15 protein-coding genes and 1 pseudogene are annotated in these 18933 nt (G+C 73.7%); 9 read left to right on the top strand and 7 right to left on the bottom strand.

Going from position 1 to position 18933, the window contains the following annotated elements; translation table 11 throughout:
* Nucleotides 1-109 precede the first annotated feature (109 nt).
* Both thrS and ACH9D3_RS01120 read left to right on the top strand, forming a co-directional pair.
* Nucleotides 110-2227 carry a threonine--tRNA ligase gene (gene thrS / locus ACH9D3_RS01115; RefSeq protein WP_396409536.1) on the top strand — a complete coding sequence of 706 codons (2118 nt, stop codon included), beginning with the start codon at nt 110-112 and terminating at the stop codon, nt 2225-2227.
* Nucleotides 2224-2802: an HIT family protein gene (locus tag ACH9D3_RS01120; protein WP_396398043.1), complete on the top strand. Its 579-nt coding sequence runs from the start codon at nt 2224-2226 to the stop codon at nt 2800-2802. Before thrS ends, ACH9D3_RS01120 begins: the two co-directional genes overlap by 4 nt.
* 157 nt (nt 2803-2959) lie before the next feature.
* On the opposite strand, the gene ACH9D3_RS01125 is transcribed toward ACH9D3_RS01120, so the two are convergent.
* The 4 genes from ACH9D3_RS01125 to ACH9D3_RS01140 all read right to left on the bottom strand — a co-directional run bounded on the left by ACH9D3_RS01125 (nt 2960) and on the right by ACH9D3_RS01140 (nt 8953).
* Complete coding sequence (locus ACH9D3_RS01125; RefSeq protein WP_396409537.1) at nt 2960-5047, bottom strand: M3 family metallopeptidase; 2088 nt, start codon at nt 5045-5047, stop codon at nt 2960-2962.
* 479 nt (nt 5048-5526) lie between these two features.
* A complete protein-coding gene (locus tag ACH9D3_RS01130; RefSeq protein ID WP_396398045.1) occupies nt 5527-5838 on the bottom strand; it encodes a putative quinol monooxygenase in 312 nt (103 codons plus the stop codon).
* Between the two features lie 204 nt (nt 5839-6042).
* Nucleotides 6043-6396 carry a hypothetical protein gene (locus tag ACH9D3_RS01135; RefSeq protein ID WP_396409538.1) on the bottom strand — a complete coding sequence of 118 codons (354 nt, stop codon included), beginning with the start codon at nt 6394-6396 and terminating at the stop codon, nt 6043-6045.
* Between the two features lie 34 nt (nt 6397-6430).
* Complete coding sequence (locus ACH9D3_RS01140) at nt 6431-8953, bottom strand: PEP/pyruvate-binding domain-containing protein (RefSeq protein WP_396409539.1); 2523 nt, start codon at nt 8951-8953, stop codon at nt 6431-6433.
* Nucleotides 8954-10100: 1147 nt separating this feature from the next.
* Between ACH9D3_RS01140 and ACH9D3_RS01145 the strand changes: the two genes are divergently transcribed.
* Both ACH9D3_RS01145 and ACH9D3_RS01150 read left to right on the top strand, forming a co-directional pair.
* On the top strand, nt 10101-11312 hold the full coding sequence (locus ACH9D3_RS01145; RefSeq protein ID WP_396409565.1) for an aminotransferase class I/II-fold pyridoxal phosphate-dependent enzyme: 1212 nt from the start codon (nt 10101-10103) through the stop codon (nt 11310-11312).
* A gap of 168 nt (nt 11313-11480) precedes the next feature.
* Nucleotides 11481-11984, top strand: a pseudogene (locus tag ACH9D3_RS01150) (dihydrofolate reductase family protein); the annotation flags it as partial.
* Between the two features lie 166 nt (nt 11985-12150).
* On the opposite strand, the gene ACH9D3_RS01155 reads toward ACH9D3_RS01150, so the two are convergent.
* The 3 genes from ACH9D3_RS01155 to ACH9D3_RS01165 all read right to left on the bottom strand — a co-directional run bounded on the left by ACH9D3_RS01155 (nt 12151) and on the right by ACH9D3_RS01165 (nt 14383).
* Nucleotides 12151-12873 (bottom strand): peptidoglycan DD-metalloendopeptidase family protein, encoded by a 723-nt coding sequence (locus tag ACH9D3_RS01155; RefSeq protein WP_396409540.1) that lies wholly within the window; start codon nt 12871-12873, stop codon nt 12151-12153.
* Nucleotides 12874-13166: 293 nt separating this feature from the next.
* Nucleotides 13167-13886, bottom strand: coding sequence for a hypothetical protein (locus ACH9D3_RS01160; protein ID WP_396409541.1), 720 nt, complete (start codon nt 13884-13886; stop codon nt 13167-13169).
* Between the two features lie 86 nt (nt 13887-13972).
* Nucleotides 13973-14383, bottom strand: a complete 411-nt coding sequence (locus ACH9D3_RS01165) for a bleomycin resistance protein (RefSeq protein ID WP_396409542.1) — start codon at nt 14381-14383, stop codon at nt 13973-13975.
* Nucleotides 14384-14560: 177 nt separating this feature from the next.
* On the opposite strand from ACH9D3_RS01165, the gene ACH9D3_RS01170 reads away from it, so the two are divergent.
* The 5 genes from ACH9D3_RS01170 (at nt 14561) to ruvA (ending at nt 18911) form a co-directional block, all read left to right on the top strand.
* Entirely contained in the window at nt 14561-15868 is a 1308-nt protein-coding gene (locus tag ACH9D3_RS01170) for a Mur ligase family protein (RefSeq protein WP_396398052.1), read from the top strand.
* Nucleotides 15869-15879: 11 nt separating this feature from the next.
* Entirely contained in the window at nt 15880-16602 is a 723-nt protein-coding gene (locus ACH9D3_RS01175; protein WP_396409543.1) for a type 1 glutamine amidotransferase, read from the top strand.
* 142 nt (nt 16603-16744) lie between these two features.
* On the top strand, nt 16745-17506 hold the full coding sequence (locus ACH9D3_RS01180; RefSeq protein ID WP_396409544.1) for a YebC/PmpR family DNA-binding transcriptional regulator: 762 nt from the start codon (nt 16745-16747) through the stop codon (nt 17504-17506).
* Nucleotides 17503-18129, top strand: coding sequence for a crossover junction endodeoxyribonuclease RuvC (ruvC, locus tag ACH9D3_RS01185; protein WP_396398480.1), 627 nt, complete (start codon nt 17503-17505; stop codon nt 18127-18129). Before ACH9D3_RS01180 ends, ruvC begins: the two co-directional genes overlap by 4 nt.
* Nucleotides 18130-18269: 140 nt before the next feature.
* Complete coding sequence (ruvA, locus tag ACH9D3_RS01190; RefSeq protein WP_396409545.1) at nt 18270-18911, top strand: Holliday junction branch migration protein RuvA; 642 nt, start codon at nt 18270-18272, stop codon at nt 18909-18911.
* Nucleotides 18912-18933 lie beyond the last annotated feature (22 nt).

Genomic DNA, 18933 nt, shown 5'->3' on the forward strand with positions numbered 1-18933 from the left:
GTGCCGGGCGACGGGTACCATCGATGCAGTGCGCACCGCCCACCGGTGCCCCTGCCACGCGCCCCCCGTACGGGTGCGTGCCGTTGCCGATCCAAGGAGCCCCTTCCCCATGACCACCCTGCCGGAGCAGCCGCCCGAGTCCGCCGCCCACACGATCACCGTCGACGGCCGGCAGCGCACGGTGGGAACCGGGACCTCCGCCGCGGACCTCTACCGCGAGGACCGCTCCGTGGTGGTGGCCCGGGTCAACGGGGTGCTGAGGGACCTCGCCACCGAACTGGCCGACGGCGACGTCGTGGAGCGGGTGCTGGTCTCCGAGCCGGAGGGCCTGGAGGTGCTGCGCCACTCCGCCGCCCACGTCATGGCCCAGGCGGTGCAGCAGCTGCACCCGGACGCCAAGCTCGGCATCGGCCCCTACATCACCGACGGCTTCTACTTCGACTTCGACGTCGAGCACCCCTTCACGCCCGAGGACCTCAAGGCGATCGAGAAGCGGATGCAGAAGATCGTCAACTCCACGCAGTCCTTCCGCCGCCGTGCGGTGAGCGAGGAGGAGGCCCGGGCCGAGCTCGCGGACGAGCCCTACAAGCTCGAGCTCGTCGGCCTGTCCCAGGGCCCGGGCTCCGGCGGGGACGTGGACGCCGCCGCGGAGGGCGCCTCCGTGGAGGTCGGCGCCGGCGGGCTGACGATCTACGACAACGTGGACCGCAAGACCGGGAAGACGGTCTGGAAGGACCTGTGCCGCGGCCCGCACCTGCCCGACACCAAGCTGATCGGCAACGGCTACGCGCTCATGCGCTCGGCCGCCGCCTACTGGCGCGGCTCCGAGAAGAACAAGCAGCTCCAGCGCATCTACGGCACCGCGTGGCCCTCCAAGGAGGACCTCACGGCGTACAAGGAGCGCCTGGCCGAGGCGGAGCGGCGGGACCACCGCCGGATCGGGTCGGAGATGGACCTGTTCTCCTTCCCGGACGAGCTCGGCTCCGGTCTGCCGGTCTTCCACCCCAAGGGCGGGACCATCCGCAGGACCATGGAGGACTACTCCCGGGAGCGGCACACGGAGGCCGGCTACGAGTTCGTCTACACCCCACACATCACCAAGGGGCACCTGTACGAGGTCTCGGGCCACCTCGACTGGTACCGCGAGGGCATGTTCCCCGCGATGCACGTGGACGAGGAGCGGGACCCGCGGACCGGGGAGCTGACCAAGCAGGGCCAGGACTACTACCTGAAGCCCATGAACTGCCCGATGCACAACCTGATCTTCCGGTCCCGCGGCCGGTCCTACCGCGAGCTGCCGCTGCGCCTCTTCGAGTTCGGGCAGGTCTACCGCTACGAGAAGTCCGGCGTGGTCCACGGCCTGACCCGAGTCCGCGGCATGACCCAGGACGACGCCCACATCTACTGCACCCGCGAGCAGATGAAGGCCGAGCTGACCACCACGCTCGGGTTCGTGCTCGACCTGCTCAAGGACTACGGGCTCGACGACTTCTACCTCGAGCTCTCCACCAGGGACCCCGAGAAGTTCGTGGGCTCGGACGAGCTGTGGGAGGAGGCCACGAACACCCTCGCCGAGGTCGCGGCCGAGTCCGGGCTGGACCTGGTGCCGGACGCCGGGGGCGCCGCGTTCTACGGCCCGAAGATCTCGGTGCAGGCCAAGGACGCGATCGGGCGGACCTGGCAGATGTCCACCATCCAGCTCGACTTCAACCTGCCGGAGCGCTTCGACCTCGAGTACCAGGCCGCCGACGGCACCCGGCAGCGGCCCGTGATGATCCACCGGGCCCTGTTCGGGTCCGTGGAGCGCTTCATGGGCGTGCTCGTGGAGCACTACGCCGGGGCGTTCCCGGCGTGGCTGGCCCCCGTCCAGGTCGTGGCCATCCCGGTGGCAGAGGCCTTCAACGACTACCTGCAGGACGTCGTGGACACCCTGCGCTCCCGTGGCGTGCGCGTGGAGCTGGACGCGGGCTCGGACCGTTTCCCCAAGAAGATCCGCACCGCCTCCAAGGAGAAGGTCCCGTTCGTGCTCATCGCCGGCGGCGAGGACGCCGAGGCCGGGGCGGTCTCCTTCCGCTTCCGCGACGGGTCGCAGGACAACGGGGTCCTCGTGGGCGAGGCCGTTGAGCGGATCGTGGCCCACATCCAGCGCCGAGTCAACGACGAGCCGACGGCCGCCGCTCCCGAGGACCACCGCGCCGCCGCGGAGACGGCAGGGGTGGGTCAGTGACCGGGGCGGCGCCCGAGGCCGGGCCCCCGCACCACTGGATCCGCCAGGACGAGTTCGAGATCCCCGGGGTGCCGGACAGCTTCCAGCGGCTGTGGACCCCGCACCGGCTCGCCTACGTGCGCGGGGAGGACCCGTCCGTGCGGGAGGACCCGGGGTGCCCCTTCTGCAACGGACCGCAGCGCGCGGACGAGGAGTCGCTGATCGTCCACCGGGGCGAGCACTGCTTCGTGATCCTCAACCTGTTCCCCTACAACCCCGGCCACCTCATGGTCTGCCCCTACCGGCACGTGGCCGACCTGACCGAGCTCGAACTCGAGGAGCTGCGGGAGCTGACGGACCTCACCCGCACCGCGGTCGCGACGATCCGCGGCGTCGCGTCCCCGCACGCCTTCAACGTGGGCATCAACCTGGGGGCCGCGGCCGGCGGCTCCCTCTCGGGGCACCTGCACCAGCACGTGGTGCCGCGCTGGAACGGTGACGCCAACTTCATGCCCGTCCTCGCCGGCACCAAGGCGATCATGCAGACCCTCGGCGACACCCGGCAGGACATCGCCGACGCCTGGCCCGCGGCCTGATCCCCTGGTCCCATCACCCGGTCCGGTCATCCAGTCCTCCGGTCCGGTCCTCCGGTCCGGTCCTCCGGCCGGAGTCATCCGGCCCGCACCTCTTTCCGCCCGTTCTCCCGGTCCGTGACCGGGGCGTGCCCGCCGTCCGCGCCCGGCGCCCGGTCGCTCAGCCGCCGACCTCCGGGGCGGGCGCTCCGCGCTGCTGGTGGACGAACTCCTCCCGCGGCTGGAGCCCGCGCCGCTCCAGCAGCGCGCCGAGGTGCGGGCGGCGCCCCAGCAGGGCCTCGAAGGCCTCCATCGGAGCGGTCTCGTTGCCCCGGGACAGCACCTCCTCGGCGAAGCGTCGCCCGTTCTCCCTGGTGGGCCCGCCGCGGGCCGTGAACCACTGGGCGGTGTCCGCGTCGAGGATCTCGGCCCAGATGTAGGAGTAGTAGCCGGCGGAGTAGCCACCGGCGAAGATGTGCTTGAAGTACCCGGACCGGTAGCGCGGGGCGATGCCGTCCACGTCCACCCCGGCACGGACGAGGGCCTCCTGCTCCACGGTGCGCGGGTCCGGCAGCTCGGCCGGGTCCTCGATCCCGTGCCAGGCGAGATCCAGGTAGGTCGAGGCGAGGTACTCCACGGTCCGGAAGCCCTGCCCGTGCGCGGCGGCCTCCCGCAGGCCCGCCAGGGTCTCCTCGGGGATCGGCTCGCCCGTGCGGTGGTGGCGGGCGTAGTGCCGGAGCACCTCCGGGTGCAGCACCCACATCTCGTGCACCTGGGACGGGTACTCCACGAAGTCCCGCGGCACCTTCGTCCCCGAGAACGAGGGCAGGTGCACGTCGGAGAGCAGCCCGTGCAGGGCGTGGCCGAACTCGTGGAAGACCGTCACCACCTCGTCCGGCGTCAGCAGCTTGGGCCTGCCCGCGGGCGGTCGGGTGAAGTTCGCGTTGTTGACGACGACGGGGCGCTGCCCGGTCAGCCGGTTCTGGTGCACCAGCGAGCCCATCCAGGCACCGCCCTGCTTGGTGGGCCGCGTGAACCAGTCGCCGAGGAACAGGCCCACATCGCGGCCCTCCTCGTCGGTCACCTCCCACACCCGCACCTGCGGCAGGTAGCCGTGCAGGTCGGGGCGCTCGGTGAAGACCAGCCCGTAGAGCTCGCGGGCCGTGCGGAAGATCCCGTGCTCCAGCACGGACTCCAGCTCGAAGTACTCCCGCAGCGCGGAGGCGTCCACGGCGTAGCGCTCCCGGCGCAGCCGTTCGGCCCAGAACGGCCAGTCCCACGCCTCGATCGGGTGCCCGGCCAGCTCCTCGAGCTCGGCCCGCTCCTCGAGGGCGTTGCGCACGGCGGGGCCGGTGATCCGCTCCAGCATCTCGTGCACCGCCTCCTGGGACGGCGCCGTGGCCCCGGCCATCACGTGGTCGCCGTGGCTGCGGAATCCCAGCAGTCCGGCCTGCTCGGCGCGCAGCCGGGCGATCCGGGCGGCCACGGGCAGCAGGTCCGTGCGGCTCTGCGAGCCCTCGCCCCCGTGCTCGCCGGTGCCCCGGTTGACGGCGGCGAGGTGGATCCGGCGGCGCAGCGCGCGGTCCGTGAGCACCGACAGCACCGGCTGCACGGTGAACAGCGAGGGCGTCAGGAGGTACCGGCCCGGCAGGCCGTTCTCGGCGGCCGCGGAGGCGGCGGACTCGACGTCCGCGGCAGACAGCCCGTCCAGCTCCGCGGGGTCGTCGACGACCACGGCCGAGGCGTTGACCTCCCGGATCAGGCCGTTGCCGTAGCGGATGCTCAGCCCCGAGATCTCGTCGTTGATCTCCCGCAGCCGCTGCTGGTCGTCCAGGCTCAGCTCCACGCCCGAGTTCGCGAACCAGGACACGTACTCGTCCAGCGCGTGCACCTGCCACGGCTCCAGGTCCGTGCGGTCGACCCTGCGCACCCGGGCGTAGAGGTCCTTGTTGAGCGTGTAGTCCGCCTTGTGCTCCGACAGCCGCGGCGCGAGCTCCTGGTAGATCTGCTGGATGCCCTCCGTGTTGTGGGCGGCGGTCAGCGTGAAGAAGACCGACTCGACCCGGTCCAAAGGCAGGCCGCCGCGCTCGAGGGCCTCGACGGTGTTCTCGAAGGTGGGCGGGGCCGGGTCGGCCAGGACCGCCCGCACGCACTCGAGGTCCTGCGCCATCGCCGCCTCGAAGGCCGGCAGGAAGTGCTCCTCCTTGATCCGCCCGAAGTCGGGCAGCTCGTAGGGGAGGTCGCTGGGGCGCAGGAGTGGATTGTCCAAGGGCCGGTTTCTGTCGTGGTGAGGGGACGGGCGCAGTCCAGACTAGCCGCCCACTGTGACAGTGGTGTTATCAGGCCGCGCCCGTCGACGAGGCGACGCGGACATCGACGACCTCGAGGCCGTCCTCCCCGGGCAGCCCCCGCCGCGGATCCGCGCGTGCGGACCCGGTCCGGCGCGAACGCGGCCTCCCGGCCCAGCACGGTGAACAGCAGCCGACCGGGTCGCTGGGGTCGCCCGCGACGCCGCCGATCAGCTTCTCACGGTTTCTGCGACCGCTGTCGCGGGGAACGGAGGCACGCTGAGCGTCCCGGAAAGGGGCGAGCTCCGCCTGGTTCTGCCGGGCGATCGGCTCCGCCCGGTCGGGCGTGCTGGAGGAATCCTCTCAAGACGTCGGCCAGGGCATGGCCGTGGGCGACAGCCGGCGCGGTGCTCCGCCCTCCGGGTGGTCCCTCGCGGGGAGCCTGCGCCCCGGACTGCTCTCAGAGCGCGCCCTGCTCACGGGTGCCGGCGGGCAGCGGTGCCATGGTGGTGACAACGACGGGTTTCGCGGTCAGCCCGTCGATGAGGGTGTTCAGGCGTGCGACGGCGGGCCCTTCGGCGTGGGCTGCGAGGTCGCCGTCGGAGGCCCATTTCTCGATCATCACGATCGACCCGTCCGCGGCGTCGTGAAGCGCGTAGAGCAGGCATCCTGGTTCCTCGTGCACGGCGGGAACGGCGTGCTGCAAGGCTTCGATGAGCCGGTCCCGGGAGCCGGCGGCGGGGGTGAACACAGCGGTGACGACAACAGTCATGGAACTGTCCTTCCAGGCGGTGACGGAGACAGCCGAGTGGGCTCGATCGACAAAGGTAGCTGACCGGAGCGGGATGTTCCTGACGATCACGCCCGCACTGCCACCCGTGGGGACGGCTGTGCACGTTGCTCGAGCGAGAACCATCGGCTCTGAGCAGCGCCGTGACACCCCTTCCTGACCACACCGCGGCAACCCTCCCGGAGGTCACCGGCAGCACCGGTCACGAGGTCGCTCGTGGGGATGGGACGGACCGGTGGCTGTTCGCCACCGCCGGCGGCCGGCATCGCCGCACGTGTCGACCCGCACCTGGTGCGCCGCACCCACGCCACCCTCGCCCCGGTGTCCGGGGTCGACCCCCTCGGGGCTACCGCACCGATCGGTGACGTTGCAGCCGAGGTTCGTCGACGACCGTGCGACGCCCCTGCGGTCGCCGCGTTCCAGGGCGTCGTCGGTGATACCGGCCGCCACCGCCTGGCGGATCACCCTGTCGAGCACCAGCAGGGACATGATGAGCACGACCCATGAGACGAGCAGTCCGAGAGCGACGACGTCGGTCACGGTGGTGGGCCTCCCGGGAGGTGGTCCTCGCGCGCTATGAGGGAGCGGGCGGGGTCTCAGGAACCGCGCCCTGTTCCGACCTGTCGCGGTGGGACAGGGGTTCTGTGTCGTGCATCCGGATCAGCCCCGTGGCGCCGTCGATGGTGACCACCTGGCCCTCGGTCAGCCGGGTGGTGGCGTCGGGCACGCAGATGACCGCCGGGATGCCGTACTCGCGGGCCACGGTCGGGCCGTGGGCGATCGTGGAGCCGGTCTCCGTGATGAGTCCGCCGAGGGTCAGGAACAGCGGGGTCCAGCCCGGGTCGGTGGTCGGGGCGACGAGGATGTCACCGGGCTGCACCCGCGCCTCGGACGGGTGGTGGACGATCCGCACCGGCCCGGTCGCGACCCCGGTGGCCGCCGGCTGTCCGACGAGTACGTCCGGCCCGTACTCGGCCGCCGCGTCGTCGGGCAGGGCCTGGGGGTTCGTGCCGTCGGACAGCAGCAGGCCCGGGACCTGCCGGCGTCGGGCCTCGCGGCCGTGCTCCCGGCGCCGGCCGGTCACCACCGGGCGCAGGTCCGCGCCGTGGGCGGCGTCGAGGGCCTCGTCCAGGGTCAGGAACATGACGTCCTCCGGCTGCTCCAGCAGGCCGCGCTCGGTGAGGTCGGCCCCCGCGGTGAGCAGCTGCCGGCGCACCTCGGCCAGCGGGGTCAGCCAGAGGAACTTGGGCAGCTCGCGCAGGCCGGCCAGCTCCCGGCTGCGGCGCAGCAGGAAGCCGGCGCACCGGGCCCGCAGCGGCCGGGTGCGCTTCGCGCGGTCGATGAGGTCTGCCAGAGCGGCCTCGGCCTCGACGGCGGCCCGGGCGAAGCGGGCCGGCGGGGCCTGCTCCGGATCGCTCACCCGCAGGTAGCCGGTCAGGGCGGCGAACACGGGGGTGGGGTCGTCGGCCCACCGGGGGGAGCCGACGTCGATCTCGGCGCTGCCGCGGATCCCGTACTCCTCCAGGAAGGCCGTCAGACCGAACTCGGGCAGCTCGCCGCGCGAGAAGCGCGCGGCGAGCTCGTCGGGGCCGGTGCTGACCAACAGCTCGCGGTGCGGACGGGCGGCCTCGGCCACGGACCAGAGCTCCAGGTCCATCTGGGTGGTGACGTTGTGGGGCATGCCGCGCAGGGTCGCGTTCAGCTCGCCGGGCCGCAGGACGCCGCGCAGCAGCCCGTCGGCCACCCCCTGCGCGGTGAGCGCCGCCCACAGCGGTGGCAGGGAGCGCATCATCGGACCGGTCATCGTCGCGTCCTGCAGGCCGGCGGCGGCACGGATCCGGCTCGCCGTGTCCGCCGGTTCGGTCAGGGGCTGCCGGCGGACCTGCTCGAGTTCGTGGAACGCACGCTCGCGGGCGGCGGCGGGCCGTGCCAGGGCCCGCAGCGCGCCGAGCAGCGAGGCGGGCACGATGGCCAGGAGCAGCCGCGCGGTCCCACCGGCGGAGAACGCACGCTGACCGGGACCAGCGGGACGGGGTGCGTAGCGGGGGTCGTCCAGGATGCGCCGCACGCCCCGGGCCACGCCCGGACCGTAGACCTGCACCATCTCGGGGACGTGGGAGCGCAGGCGCGGGCTGCGGACGAAGCCGGTGAGGTCCATGAACAGCCGGCCGCCGATGTCGACGAGGAACTGATCGACCACGGCGTCGTCGACGCCGATGATCTGCAGCCAGCGGCGGGTCGTCTCCCGCAGCACGGACACGCCCATGGGGGTGACCGGGCGCCGCAGGCCCTGCATGTGGCCGATCTCCAGGTAGACACGGGGGTCTCCCCGCACCGGGTCGGTCCCGGGCGGGAGGGGGAAGAGGGTGGTGACGGCCCGGGACTGCAGCAGCCACAGGGTGCCGTCCGCATCGTAGGCGAACTCGATGTCCTGCGGGCTCCCGAGGGCGCGCTGCACCCGCTGCCCGGTCTGCTGGAGGTCGCGCAGCTGGGCGGGGGAGAGGCAGCCGTGGTCCTGGTGCCCGGGGAGCGGGCCGTGCCCGGGCAGGACGTAGTGGTCGGTGTCCCTGGTGCCGTCCACGACGCCGGTGCCGAGCCCCGGGACCGCGTCGACGACGGTCTCGGTGCGGGTGCCGGTCAGCGGGTTGGCCGTGAACATCACCCCGGCGGCCGTCGGGGTGATCATGCGCTGCACGACGACGGCCATCGCCAGCTCGCCGGCCTCCAGCCCCTGCCCGGCCCGGTAGGCGACGGCGCGTTCGCTGTCCACAGAGTCCCAGCACTGCCGGATGGCCTCGAGCAGTGCGTCCCCGCCCAGGACGTCGAGGACGGTGTCCTGCTGGCCGGCGAAGCTGGCGTCCGGCAGGTCTTCGGCCGTGGCGCTGGAGCGGACGGCGACGGGGCCGCCGCCGAGGTGTTCGTAGGCTGCCCGGACCGCCCGCTCGGGGACGGCGCCCGAGCGGTAGGCCTCGGTGGTCAGGCAGAACCCGTCCGGGACGCGCTCGCCCGCAGCGATGAGGGCCCCGAGGCCGGCAGCCTTGCCCCCGACGAGCTCGGTCGTCCCCGGGGTGATGTGGGCGAGGTCGATCAGGTCCATGGGATGCCTCTCTGTTGCCCGGGGGCGACGGGAGCTGAGGAAGGCGCAGTGCCATCCGAGCGTCCGATGCCCCGTTCGTAGCCGATGATCCAGTCCGGCCGTTGGCAGGTCAACCTCCCCGTGCCCTGAGGCGCCGGCGTCTGTGCGCGGCGGTGCCGGTGGTGGACGAGGACGGGTCCCGTCGGCGGGGTCGGTCCACCCAGGCGGACCGTTCGGGCCGGTCCCGGGTCGGCCGCGACGGGCTGTCAGCTGGTCGACGACCCAGAACAGCGAGGCGACCACTGCGATGATCCGGTCGACGACGATCCACCCGCGGATCCCGGCGCCGGCCGGCGCCGGGACGCGGAGGTCGGATCCTTGGGGGGCTCGCCGGACCCCGGCAGCCTCACGGCCGGCTCCGGGGCGTCCTCGGAGCAGTCCACGACCTCGTCGACGGCTTGAGCGGGGGTGTCCGGGGAACCGACGACCGGCAGCTCATCGGTGCCGTCACCGCAGCCGGACACGATGCCGACCACGATGCCGACCACCCCGGGCGCCGTCGGCAAGGACGCGTGATTCCGGGTGCGGTGGTTCGGCATCGACGCCCATCCGGTTCGCCTCGGACCACCGCGGCGAGTCAGGCGCAGCAGTCGGTGGACCGATCACCGGGGGCGACAGGGACTCCGCGACCGGACGGCGCCAGACGTGTCGGCGGCGCGGAGTTCCGCAGTCGTGGCGATGGCGGCGATGGTGGCCTCGGCGCCGGCCCGAGCAGTCCCGGCGCGACGGCGGGAAGCGCCAGGAGCGCCGTTCCCGGGCCGGTGGTCGTGCCCCGGCTCGCGACCCCCACCAGGACGAACGGCCCTGTCGTGACCGTGCCGGAGGAGTTCCGCATCGTCCCCTCCTCCGGTGACACTCCGGCTGTTCGACGGCCGCGGCGGCCGAGGTGGCTGGACGAGGCACGTCGGGGGCTCCGGCCGTCCGGTGCACGCGTCGCTGCGCGTCGTCGGCCCCTGCGGGGCGCCGAGGGTCGGTCCTCCGGCGCCGCCACCGGTCGTCGGGCGGCACGCACGGCAGGCTGTGGCATCGTAGGTGCTGAGCGCTGGTGGCGTGCCCCGCACGATCGCCGGCCGCTGACGGTTGATCCGGTGGCCAGGGAGGTTCCGTGATGGTGGACGCAGTGCCGAATCCCCTGGAGACGCTGTCGCTGGATCAGCTGCGCCGGCGCACCAGCATCAAGTGGCGGGCCCATCCCGAGGACGTGCTGCCGCTGTGGGTCGCGGAGATGGACGTCTCTCTGGCTCCGGCGGTGGCTCGGGCAGTGCACGAGGCCATCGATCGCGGTGACACCGGATACCCGGCCGGCACCGACTACGCCGAGGCGCTGAGCGCCTTCGCTGCCCGGCGATGGCAGTGGGACGGGATCGCGGTGGAGCGCACCGCCGTCGTCCCGGACGTCATGCTGGGGGCGGTCGAGCTGCTGCGCCTGCTGACCGACCCGGGGGACGCGGTCGTGGTGAACTCCCCGGTCTACGCCCCGTTCTACGCCTTCGTCTCCCACGACGCCCGCCGCGTGGTGGAAGCACCGCTGGGCGATGACGGGCGGATCGATCCGGACGTCCTGGAGTCGGCGTTCCGGCGTGCCCGGGCGAACGGGGGCAAGGTCGCCTACCTGCTGAGCAACCCGCACAATCCCACCGGCACCGTCCACACCCGTCAAGAACTGGCCGCGGTGGCCGAGCTGGCCCGCCGGCACGGGGTGCGGGTGGTCGCCGACGAGATCCACGCGCCCCTGGTGCTGCCCGGGGCCCGGTTCACCCCGTATCTGAGCGTGCCCGGTGCCGAGAACGGGTTCGCGCTGCTGTCGGCCTCCAAGGGATGGAATCTCGCCGGGCTCAAGGCCGCGCTGGCCGTCGCCGGCCCGGAGTCCGCCGCGGACCTGCAGCGCATGCCCGAAGAGGTCGGTCACGGGCCCAGTCACGTCGGGATCATCGCCCACACCGCGGCCTTCACCGACGGGGACACGTGGCTGGACGCGCTCCTGCAGGGCCTGGACGCCAACCGGGCACTGCTCGGCCGCCTGCTGGCACAGCACCTGCCGGGGGTGCGGTACACCCCGCCGCAGGGCACCTACCTGGCGTGGCTGGACTGCCGCCCACTGGGCGTGGAGTCCGGCGCGGGCCCCGGCGGGCTCGCCGTCGTCTCGGACATGGCCGCGACCGCCCGGCTGTTCCTGGACCGCTCCCGGGTCGCCCTGAGCTCCGGGCACGTCTTCGGCACCGGCGGAGCCGGCCACGTGCGCCTGAACTTCGCCACCTCGCCGAGCATCCTCACCGAGGCGCTGACCCGCATGGGACAGGCGGTGCGGGGCCTGCCCTGACCCCACCGTTGTCCGTGGGCATCCCGCGGGCTCGGGCGCGCACGCCCTGTGGCGGCCGTCCCGCCCGCTGTGGTCGCGTCCGGGTTCCCGCCGGATGCCCGTCGGGCGGGTCCGGCGAGACCCCCTCCACACAGCGGCCGGGCGGCCCACCGGGGGTACTCCGGCGCCATGGGACCTCTGCGGTACTCCATCAACGTCACCCTGGACAGGTGCTGCGACCATCGTGCGATCCCCGCGGACGATGAGCTGCATCGTCACGCGGCGGAGACCCTCGGCCGGGCGGATGCCCTCCTCTTCGGCCGGGTGACCTACCAGATGATGGAGTCGGGGTGGCGGCCGCCGGCGGGAACGAGAGCCGAGGAGCTGGAGCCCTTCGACCGGACGATCGACGCGGCGCACAAGTACGTCGTGCCCAGCACCCTGGAGCAGGTCGACTGGAACGCGGAACTCGTGCGCGGAGACCTGGGCGAGGCCGTGCGGCACCTCAAGCGGGAGTCGGACCGGGGACTGCTCGTCGGAGGGGTGCGGCTCCTGCTCGCGCTCGCCGAGCTCGGCCTGATCGACGAGTACGAGTTCGTGGTGCACCCCCGGCTCGCGGGTCACGGACCGGTCGTGTTCGCGGGGCTGTCGAGGCACCTCGACCTGACGCTCGTCGGCCGTCGGGAACTGGGCTCGGGAGCCGTGGCGATGCGCTACGAGCCGAGGAGGTGGCCGCCGGGCTGCCCGCGCGAGCCGGCGCAGCGGGGGCACGGGCACCCTGCTGCAGCGCGCTCCGCCGGGGACGACGGTGGGCGCGCTCAGGACATCGACCCGGGTGCGTGGGCCGGCGGCACCGGAGTCAGGCGCGGACGACCTCGGACTCGGCGGGCACCCACGTCCGGCCCGTCCGGTCCCGGAAGGCGAGCGGCACACCGTGCGCCCGGTGCCAGTCGGTGGAGTCGGAGACCTGGACGTGCACGTGCGGTTGGGTGCTGTTGCCCGAGTTGCCGCACTCGGCCAGCACCGCGCCGACGCGCAGGCGCTGGCCCGGACGCACCTGCACCGAACCGTGGCGCAGATGGGCCAGCACCACGAACGGGCCCCCCGGGCCCACCGCGACGACGACGTGGTTGCCGGCCAGTGCCGCGACGCCGCCGCGCGCCCGTCCCGCCTGGCCCAGCATGTAGGGCACCAGCGTCAACGGTGAACGTCGGGCCTCGTGGTCCGGCTCCTCGTCATGGGCGAGCACCACCGTCCCGGTCACCGGCGCCAGGATCGGCGCCCCGAAGCCTCGGAAGAGCTCCGGGGGTTCCGCGGCCGCCAGGCCGCGCCAGGTCCGGGGTGCGGATCTGCCCCCGGCGTCGACGGCGACGAAGTCGATGGCGTGGGAGCTGCCGAAGGCCTCGGTGCCGTGACTGGGCACCCGGCGGGCCGGGCTGTTCTCCACCCGCCAGCTGCCCCGGAAGGGAAGGTCGAGGACCACCGCATCCGCCGAGGAGGCGGCGGCCGTCCGGCGGCGCGGGCCCGGAGCGGGCCGCCCGGTCACGGCCCGGCCGGCGGCTGCTCCCCAGCTGATTCTCATGCCCGTCACCCTGTTCCTACGGTGCTCCGCTGCGCTGGTCCGCCTCGACCCCTCGAGGGGCTCGGCGCGGCGGCCTGCGACTCCCCGGCCGGCTCGAGGTGCGGACGGCCCCGGGCCGCAGGTACCCGGAGAATGCTACGCCGGTTGCGCCGACCCGCGTCGGCCGGTCCTCCCGTCCCTTCCTTCCTTGCTCCTCGGCACGGCACTCGACGTCCTGATCAGGCTCCGCTCACCGCGCGACAGCGGGCACCCGCGCAGCCGATCCGCACTGTCGCCTCGGCCGCCGCTTCGGGTCACCGTTCCCGGCCCGGCCGGCTCGCCTCCGCGCGGCCGGCGGCGATCTGGGCGGCCCAGCGCTCCCGGAACGGCCGCCGGTCCGGGTCTGCCGCCTGCGGCGCCGTCGCGGCCGCCTCGTCCGCGCCGGCGTCCGTCCCGGCCCGCCGGCGGTCGGCGTGCCGTTCAGCGGCCGCGAGGGCCTCCGCACGCCGCTGCTCGGCCTCCACGGCGGCGCGCTGGCCGATCGAGCGCATCGGGGTGCCGTCCTGGTGGGTCCAGGTGCGCAGGCGGGCGGCGAACCAGGCCCCGGGGTTCTCGATCCCGGTCACCGAGTCGTGGGGGTAGCGCACCCCCTGCGGTGTCCAGTCCAGGGCGTGCAGGACGTCGGCGACGCTCCAGCCGGCCTCGAAGCAGGGCCTGGCCACGTCCACGACGTAGGCGGTGGTGATCCGGCGCAGCACCAGCGCGTGGTGCTGGAGCTCCAGTCCCGCCCGGCGATGCACGTGCTGCCGGTCCCGGCGGGTCGCTCCTGCCGCCGGCGGCCGCACCGGCGCATGAGCCGGCCACAGCGGAGCGCTCCGCCGGGCCAGGGCGGTCCGGACCTCCCGCCGCTGGGCGCCGGCCCGGTCAGCGGGATCCGGCGCGTCCGGGTCCTCGGGCACGGCCGTGCCGCGCGCGTGCGGGGGAGGACACGACACCTCCGACGGGATCGGCGCGAGCTCCGCACCCACCGGCATCGACTCCTCCGCCGGCTCCTCGCCGGCGCTCCCCGCGGCCCTCGACGGGGACGGACGGCCCCCGGCCCCCGGGTCCCGGCCGGCACTCACGACGACGGACCGTCCGGTCCCGCACCGGACGGGACGACCCGGAGCACCGTGTCCTCGGGGTCGCGCACGCCGGCCACGGTCTCGCCCCCCGGCGTGGCCCGGGCCCCGACCGGCACCGCCGCCCCGGACCGGCGGGCCGCCTCGACGGCGGCGGCACGGTGCCCGACGCGGTCGGACAGCTCCGCCGCGTGACCGGTGGCGGGCAGGGGTGCGTCCCCGCACAGTTCCGCGGCGGTGCCGACGCCCGGGACGAGCGGACCGTCTCCCACGCGCTGCCCGCGGAGGACCGGCTCGTCCGCCTCGCGGAACCGGGAGATCAGCTCGGCGTGGCCCACGCGCCCGGAGAAAGGATGGGTGCCCGCCGGATCCGCGCAGTGGCTGAGGGGGAGCAGTTCGTGCCCGGTCATGGTCCGACAGTACCGAGGGACCACACCCGGGCGCACTACGCTCTCCGGGGACGGGCCGCGGTCGTGCCCTGCTCGGTCGCACGACCGGTGACGCCCTGCCCGAGACGCCCACGGCCGAGGACCTCCGCGCACCGACGCACCGGCGGGGCCCGCCTCCGCCGGTGCGCAGACCATAGGATGGAGCGCATGTCCAGACCCCACGTGCGCCTGCTCGGCCAAGGCATCCGGTACCTGACCACCCTGCGCGGCGGAGGCTCCGCCTTCCCGGGCCTCGTGATGGAGCGCCTGCACCCCGGGTTCGTGGCCGAGGAGCTCGCGAAGCTCCCGCACGGCGTGGTGCTCGTCAGCGGCACCAACGGCAAGACGACCACCACCAAGATGGCCGTCCAGCTGCTGCGCTCGCAGGGGTACAGAGTCTTCACCAACCGGACGGGATCGAACTTCGTGCGCGGCGTGGCCGCCGCCCTGCTCGGGGAGATGAGCCTCACCGGCCGCCTCGACGCCGACATCGCCGTGCTCGAGCTCGACGAGGCGCACGCCGTGCACTTCGTCAAGCAGGTCAAGCCCCGCCACGCGCTGCTGCTCAACGTCATGCGCGACCAGCTGGACCGCTTCGGCGAGATCGACACCACCCGGCGGATGCTCGCCCAGATCGCGGCGGCCACCACGGGCACGGTGGTGCTCAACCGGGAGGACCCGCGGATCGTGTCCCTGGCCGAGCACGTCCCCGAGGGCACGCAGACCCGCTGGTTCGGCCTGTCCGCACCGCTGCGGCCCATGTTCCCCTCCGACGACGACATGCGCTCGGCCGGCGGGCCCGACGCCGGGGCCGACCACGAGCAGGAGCTGGCGCCCCGGGCGACCGCCGACGTGGAGCTGACGTCCTTCGAGGCGAACCGCGTGCAGCTCACCGTGGGCGGGGAGGCGGTCGAGACCACCGTGGAGCTCTACGGGGTCTACAACATGTACAACGCCGCGGCAGCGCTCGCGCTCGCGCTCGCCGTGGCCGGCCCGGACGCGGACCGCGCCGCCCTGGTGGACGAGCTCTCCCGGGTCACCCCCGCCTTCGGGCGCGGGGAGACCATCACCGTGGACGGGCGGCCGCTGCAGCTGCTGCTCGTGAAGAACCCCGCCGGCTTCCGGCTGTCCCTGGCCTCCGCCCGGCCCGGGGACTACGCCACGATGGTCGCCATCAACGACGAGTACGCCGACGGCCGCGACGTCTCCTGGCTGTGGGACGTCGACTTCCACTCCCTGCGCGCGGGCGGCGTGGACGTGGTGGCCGGCACCCGGGCGTGGGACATGGCCCTGCGCCTGGACTACGACGAGGTCGCGGTGCGCGAGGTGGTCCCCGACCTCGGCGACGCCCTGGAGCGCTTCGTCGCCGGGACGGGCGTGCGGCCCATGCGCGTCTTCTGCACCTACACGTCCATGCTCGAGCTGCGCCGGGAGCTGTCCCGCGTGGCCGAGGTCGCCGAGATCTGAGCGGAGCCCCCGTGACCGACCGCACCGTCCACCTCGTCCAGCTCTATCCCCGGGACATGAACATCTACGGGGACTGGGGCAACACCCTCACCCTCAAGCGCCGGCTCGAGCAGTACGGCTACGCCGTGCGGCTGAGCGACCACGACCCCGGGAACCCGTTCCCGGCCGACGCCGACCTCCTGGTGGGCGGCGGCGGCCAGGACTCCGGGCAGTTCCGGGTCCAGGAGGACCTGCAGCGGATCGCCCCCGAGCTGCGGGCCATGGCCGCCGACGGTGTGCCCATGCTCGCGATCTGCGGTCTCTACCAGCTGTTCGGCCACGAGTTCCGCACCGGTGCCGGCGAGACCCTGCCCGGGATCGGCATCCTCGACCTGACCACGGTGGGCGGACCGACCCGCCTGATCGGCAACATCGTCCTGGAGTCCCCGGAGTTCGGGACCGTGGTCGGCTACGAGAACCACTCCGGGATCACCCGCCTCGGGCCGGACCAGGCACCGCTCGGCACGGTGGTGAAGGGAGCGGGCAACAACGGCGAGGACGGCACCGAGGGAGCCCTCGTGCACCACGTGGTGGCCTCCTACCTGCACGGGTCGATGCTGCCCAAGAACCCCGCCGTGGCCGACCACCTCATCCGGGCCGCCGTGGAGCGCCGGCTCGGGACCTTCGACGCGGACCCCCTCGACGACACCCTGGCCGAGCGGGCCCGCGAGGTCGCGCGGGCCCGACCGCGCTAGACCCCCGGCCGGGAGCGGGAGCACCCGGTAGCATGGGACAGGACTTTTCCGGCCCGTCCCGGCCATCGCCGGGGCGGGCCGTGCCGGGACGGCGACCGACCCGTCCCGGGACGACCGCGAACGACTTCCCGAGGAGGGACGCATGTCAGGACACTCCAAGTGGGCCACGACCAAGCACAAGAAGGCCGCGATCGACGCCAAGCGCGCCAAGGCCTTCGCCAAGTACATCAAGGGCATCGAGGTGGCGGCCCGCATGGGCGGCGCCGACACCGCGGGCAACCCGGCGCTGGACCTCGCCGTGTCCAAGGCCAAGAAGAACTCCGTGCCCGTCGCGAACATCGACCGCGCGATCAAGCGCGGGGCGGGACTGACGGGTGAGGTCGTCGACTACACCGAGATCCTCTACGAGGCCCGCGGCCCGCAGGGCACGGCGCTGTACATCGAGTGCCTCACCGACAACAAGAACCGCGCGGCCTCCGAGGTGCGCGTGGCCGTGACCCGCAACGGCGGGACGATGGCCGACTCCGGCTCCGTGGCGTTCCTCTTCGAGCGCAAGGGCGTGGTGGAGGTCACCCGCACCGACGGGCTCACGGAGGACGACGTCCTCATGGCCGTCCTGGACGCCGGTGCCGACGAGGTCGTGGAGCAGGAGGAGGTCTTCGAGGTCGTCTCCGAGGCCACCGACCTGCCCGCCATCCGCGCGGCCCTCGACGAGGCCGGGCTCGAGTACAACAACGACGACCCCCAGTTCCGCCCGAGCATGCTGGTCGAACTGGACGCCGAGGGCGCCCGCAAGTTCCTGCGCCTCGTCGACGCCGTCGAGGAGCTCGACGACGTCCAGAACGTCTACGCCAACGCGGACATCCCCGCCGAGGTCCTCGCGCAGCTCGACGCCGAGGACTGACCACGGCCACCCAGCGGATCCTCGGGGTCGACCCGGGACTGACGCGCTGCGGGTTCGGTCTGATCGACATGGCCGGCAACCGCACCGCGTCCTTCGTGGACGTCGGCGTCGCCGGCACGGACGCCGCCGACCCGCTCGACGTGCGGGTGCTGCGCATCTGGGAGGCCACCGAGCGGTGGATCGAGCGGTACCGCCCGGACGCGCTCGCCCTGGAGCGCGTGTTCGCCCAGACCAACGTGAACACGGTCATCGGCACGGCCCACGCCTCCGGCGCCGTGATCGCCTCGGCGGCCCGCCACGGCGTGCCGGTGGCCTGGCACACCCCGTCCGAGGTCAAGGCCGCCGTGACGGGGGAGGGCCGGGCCGACAAGGCGGCCGTGGCCCGCATGGTCGTGCGCATCCTGCGGCTCGACGAGGCGCCCCGCCCGGCCGACGCCGCCGACGCCCTGGCCATCGCCATCTGCCACGGCTGGCGCGGGGGCGGCACGGGAGTGGACGCCACGGCCCGGACCGAGACGCACCAGGGCGCCCGTCCCCGGTCCACGGCCCGCTCCGGCATGACCCCCGCCCAGCGGGCCTGGATCGAGGCCGAGACCCGTGCCAGGCGGGGCGGGCGCGGCTGAGCCGGTGCGCCGGCGCACCCCGGCCGGGGCCGGTGCCGCCCGGTCGGTGGCCACTGCTAGAGTGGCCCCGAGTCGTCATTCGTAGATCCGTTCGAACAACCGTGTTCGGCCCCCACCGGGGCGCGGGAAGGAGTCGCGCGGTGATCGCGTCCATCACGGGACAGGTCGAGCACGTCGGCCTCACCACCGCCGTCGTCGCCGTGGGCGGCTTCGGCGTCCAGGTCCAGGCCACGCCGGAGACGCTGTCCGCCCTGCGGACCGGGCGTGAGGTCCGGCTGGACACGGCCTACGTGGCCCGCAAGGACGAGGCCCCGCTGCTCTTCGGCTTCCGCAGCCCCGCCGAGCGCGAGGTCTTCGAGATCATGCTCGGCGTCAGCGGCGTCGGTCCGCGCACCGCCCTGGCGGTGCTCTCCGTGCTGGGGCCCGACGACGTCCACCGGGCCATCGCCCAGGGCGACGCCAAGGCGTTCACGACCGTCCCCGGCATCGGGCCCAAGGGCGCCCGGCGGATCGTCCTGGAGCTGGCCGACAAGCTCATCGTCCCGGACCGGCCCGCCCCGCCCGCCTCCGCTCCGGTGGAGCCGTGGCGCGCGCAGGTGCTCGAGGCCCTCGTGGGCCTGGGCTGGCACGAGAAGGACGCCGCCCGGGGCATCACCGACGCCCTCGACGGGCGCGAGGAGCTCACCGCGTCCGGGGACGTCCCGGCGATCCTGCGCACCGTGCTCGCGTGGCTCGGTGCGGCCAAGGCCGGGTCCCGGACCGCCGCCGGACGGGGGGAGTGAGCGTGGCCCGCGAGGACGGGGC

This window comes from Kocuria kalidii (assembly GCF_044462225.1).
In the GTDB taxonomy this organism is placed as follows: domain Bacteria; phylum Actinomycetota; class Actinomycetes; order Actinomycetales; family Micrococcaceae; genus Kocuria; species Kocuria kalidii.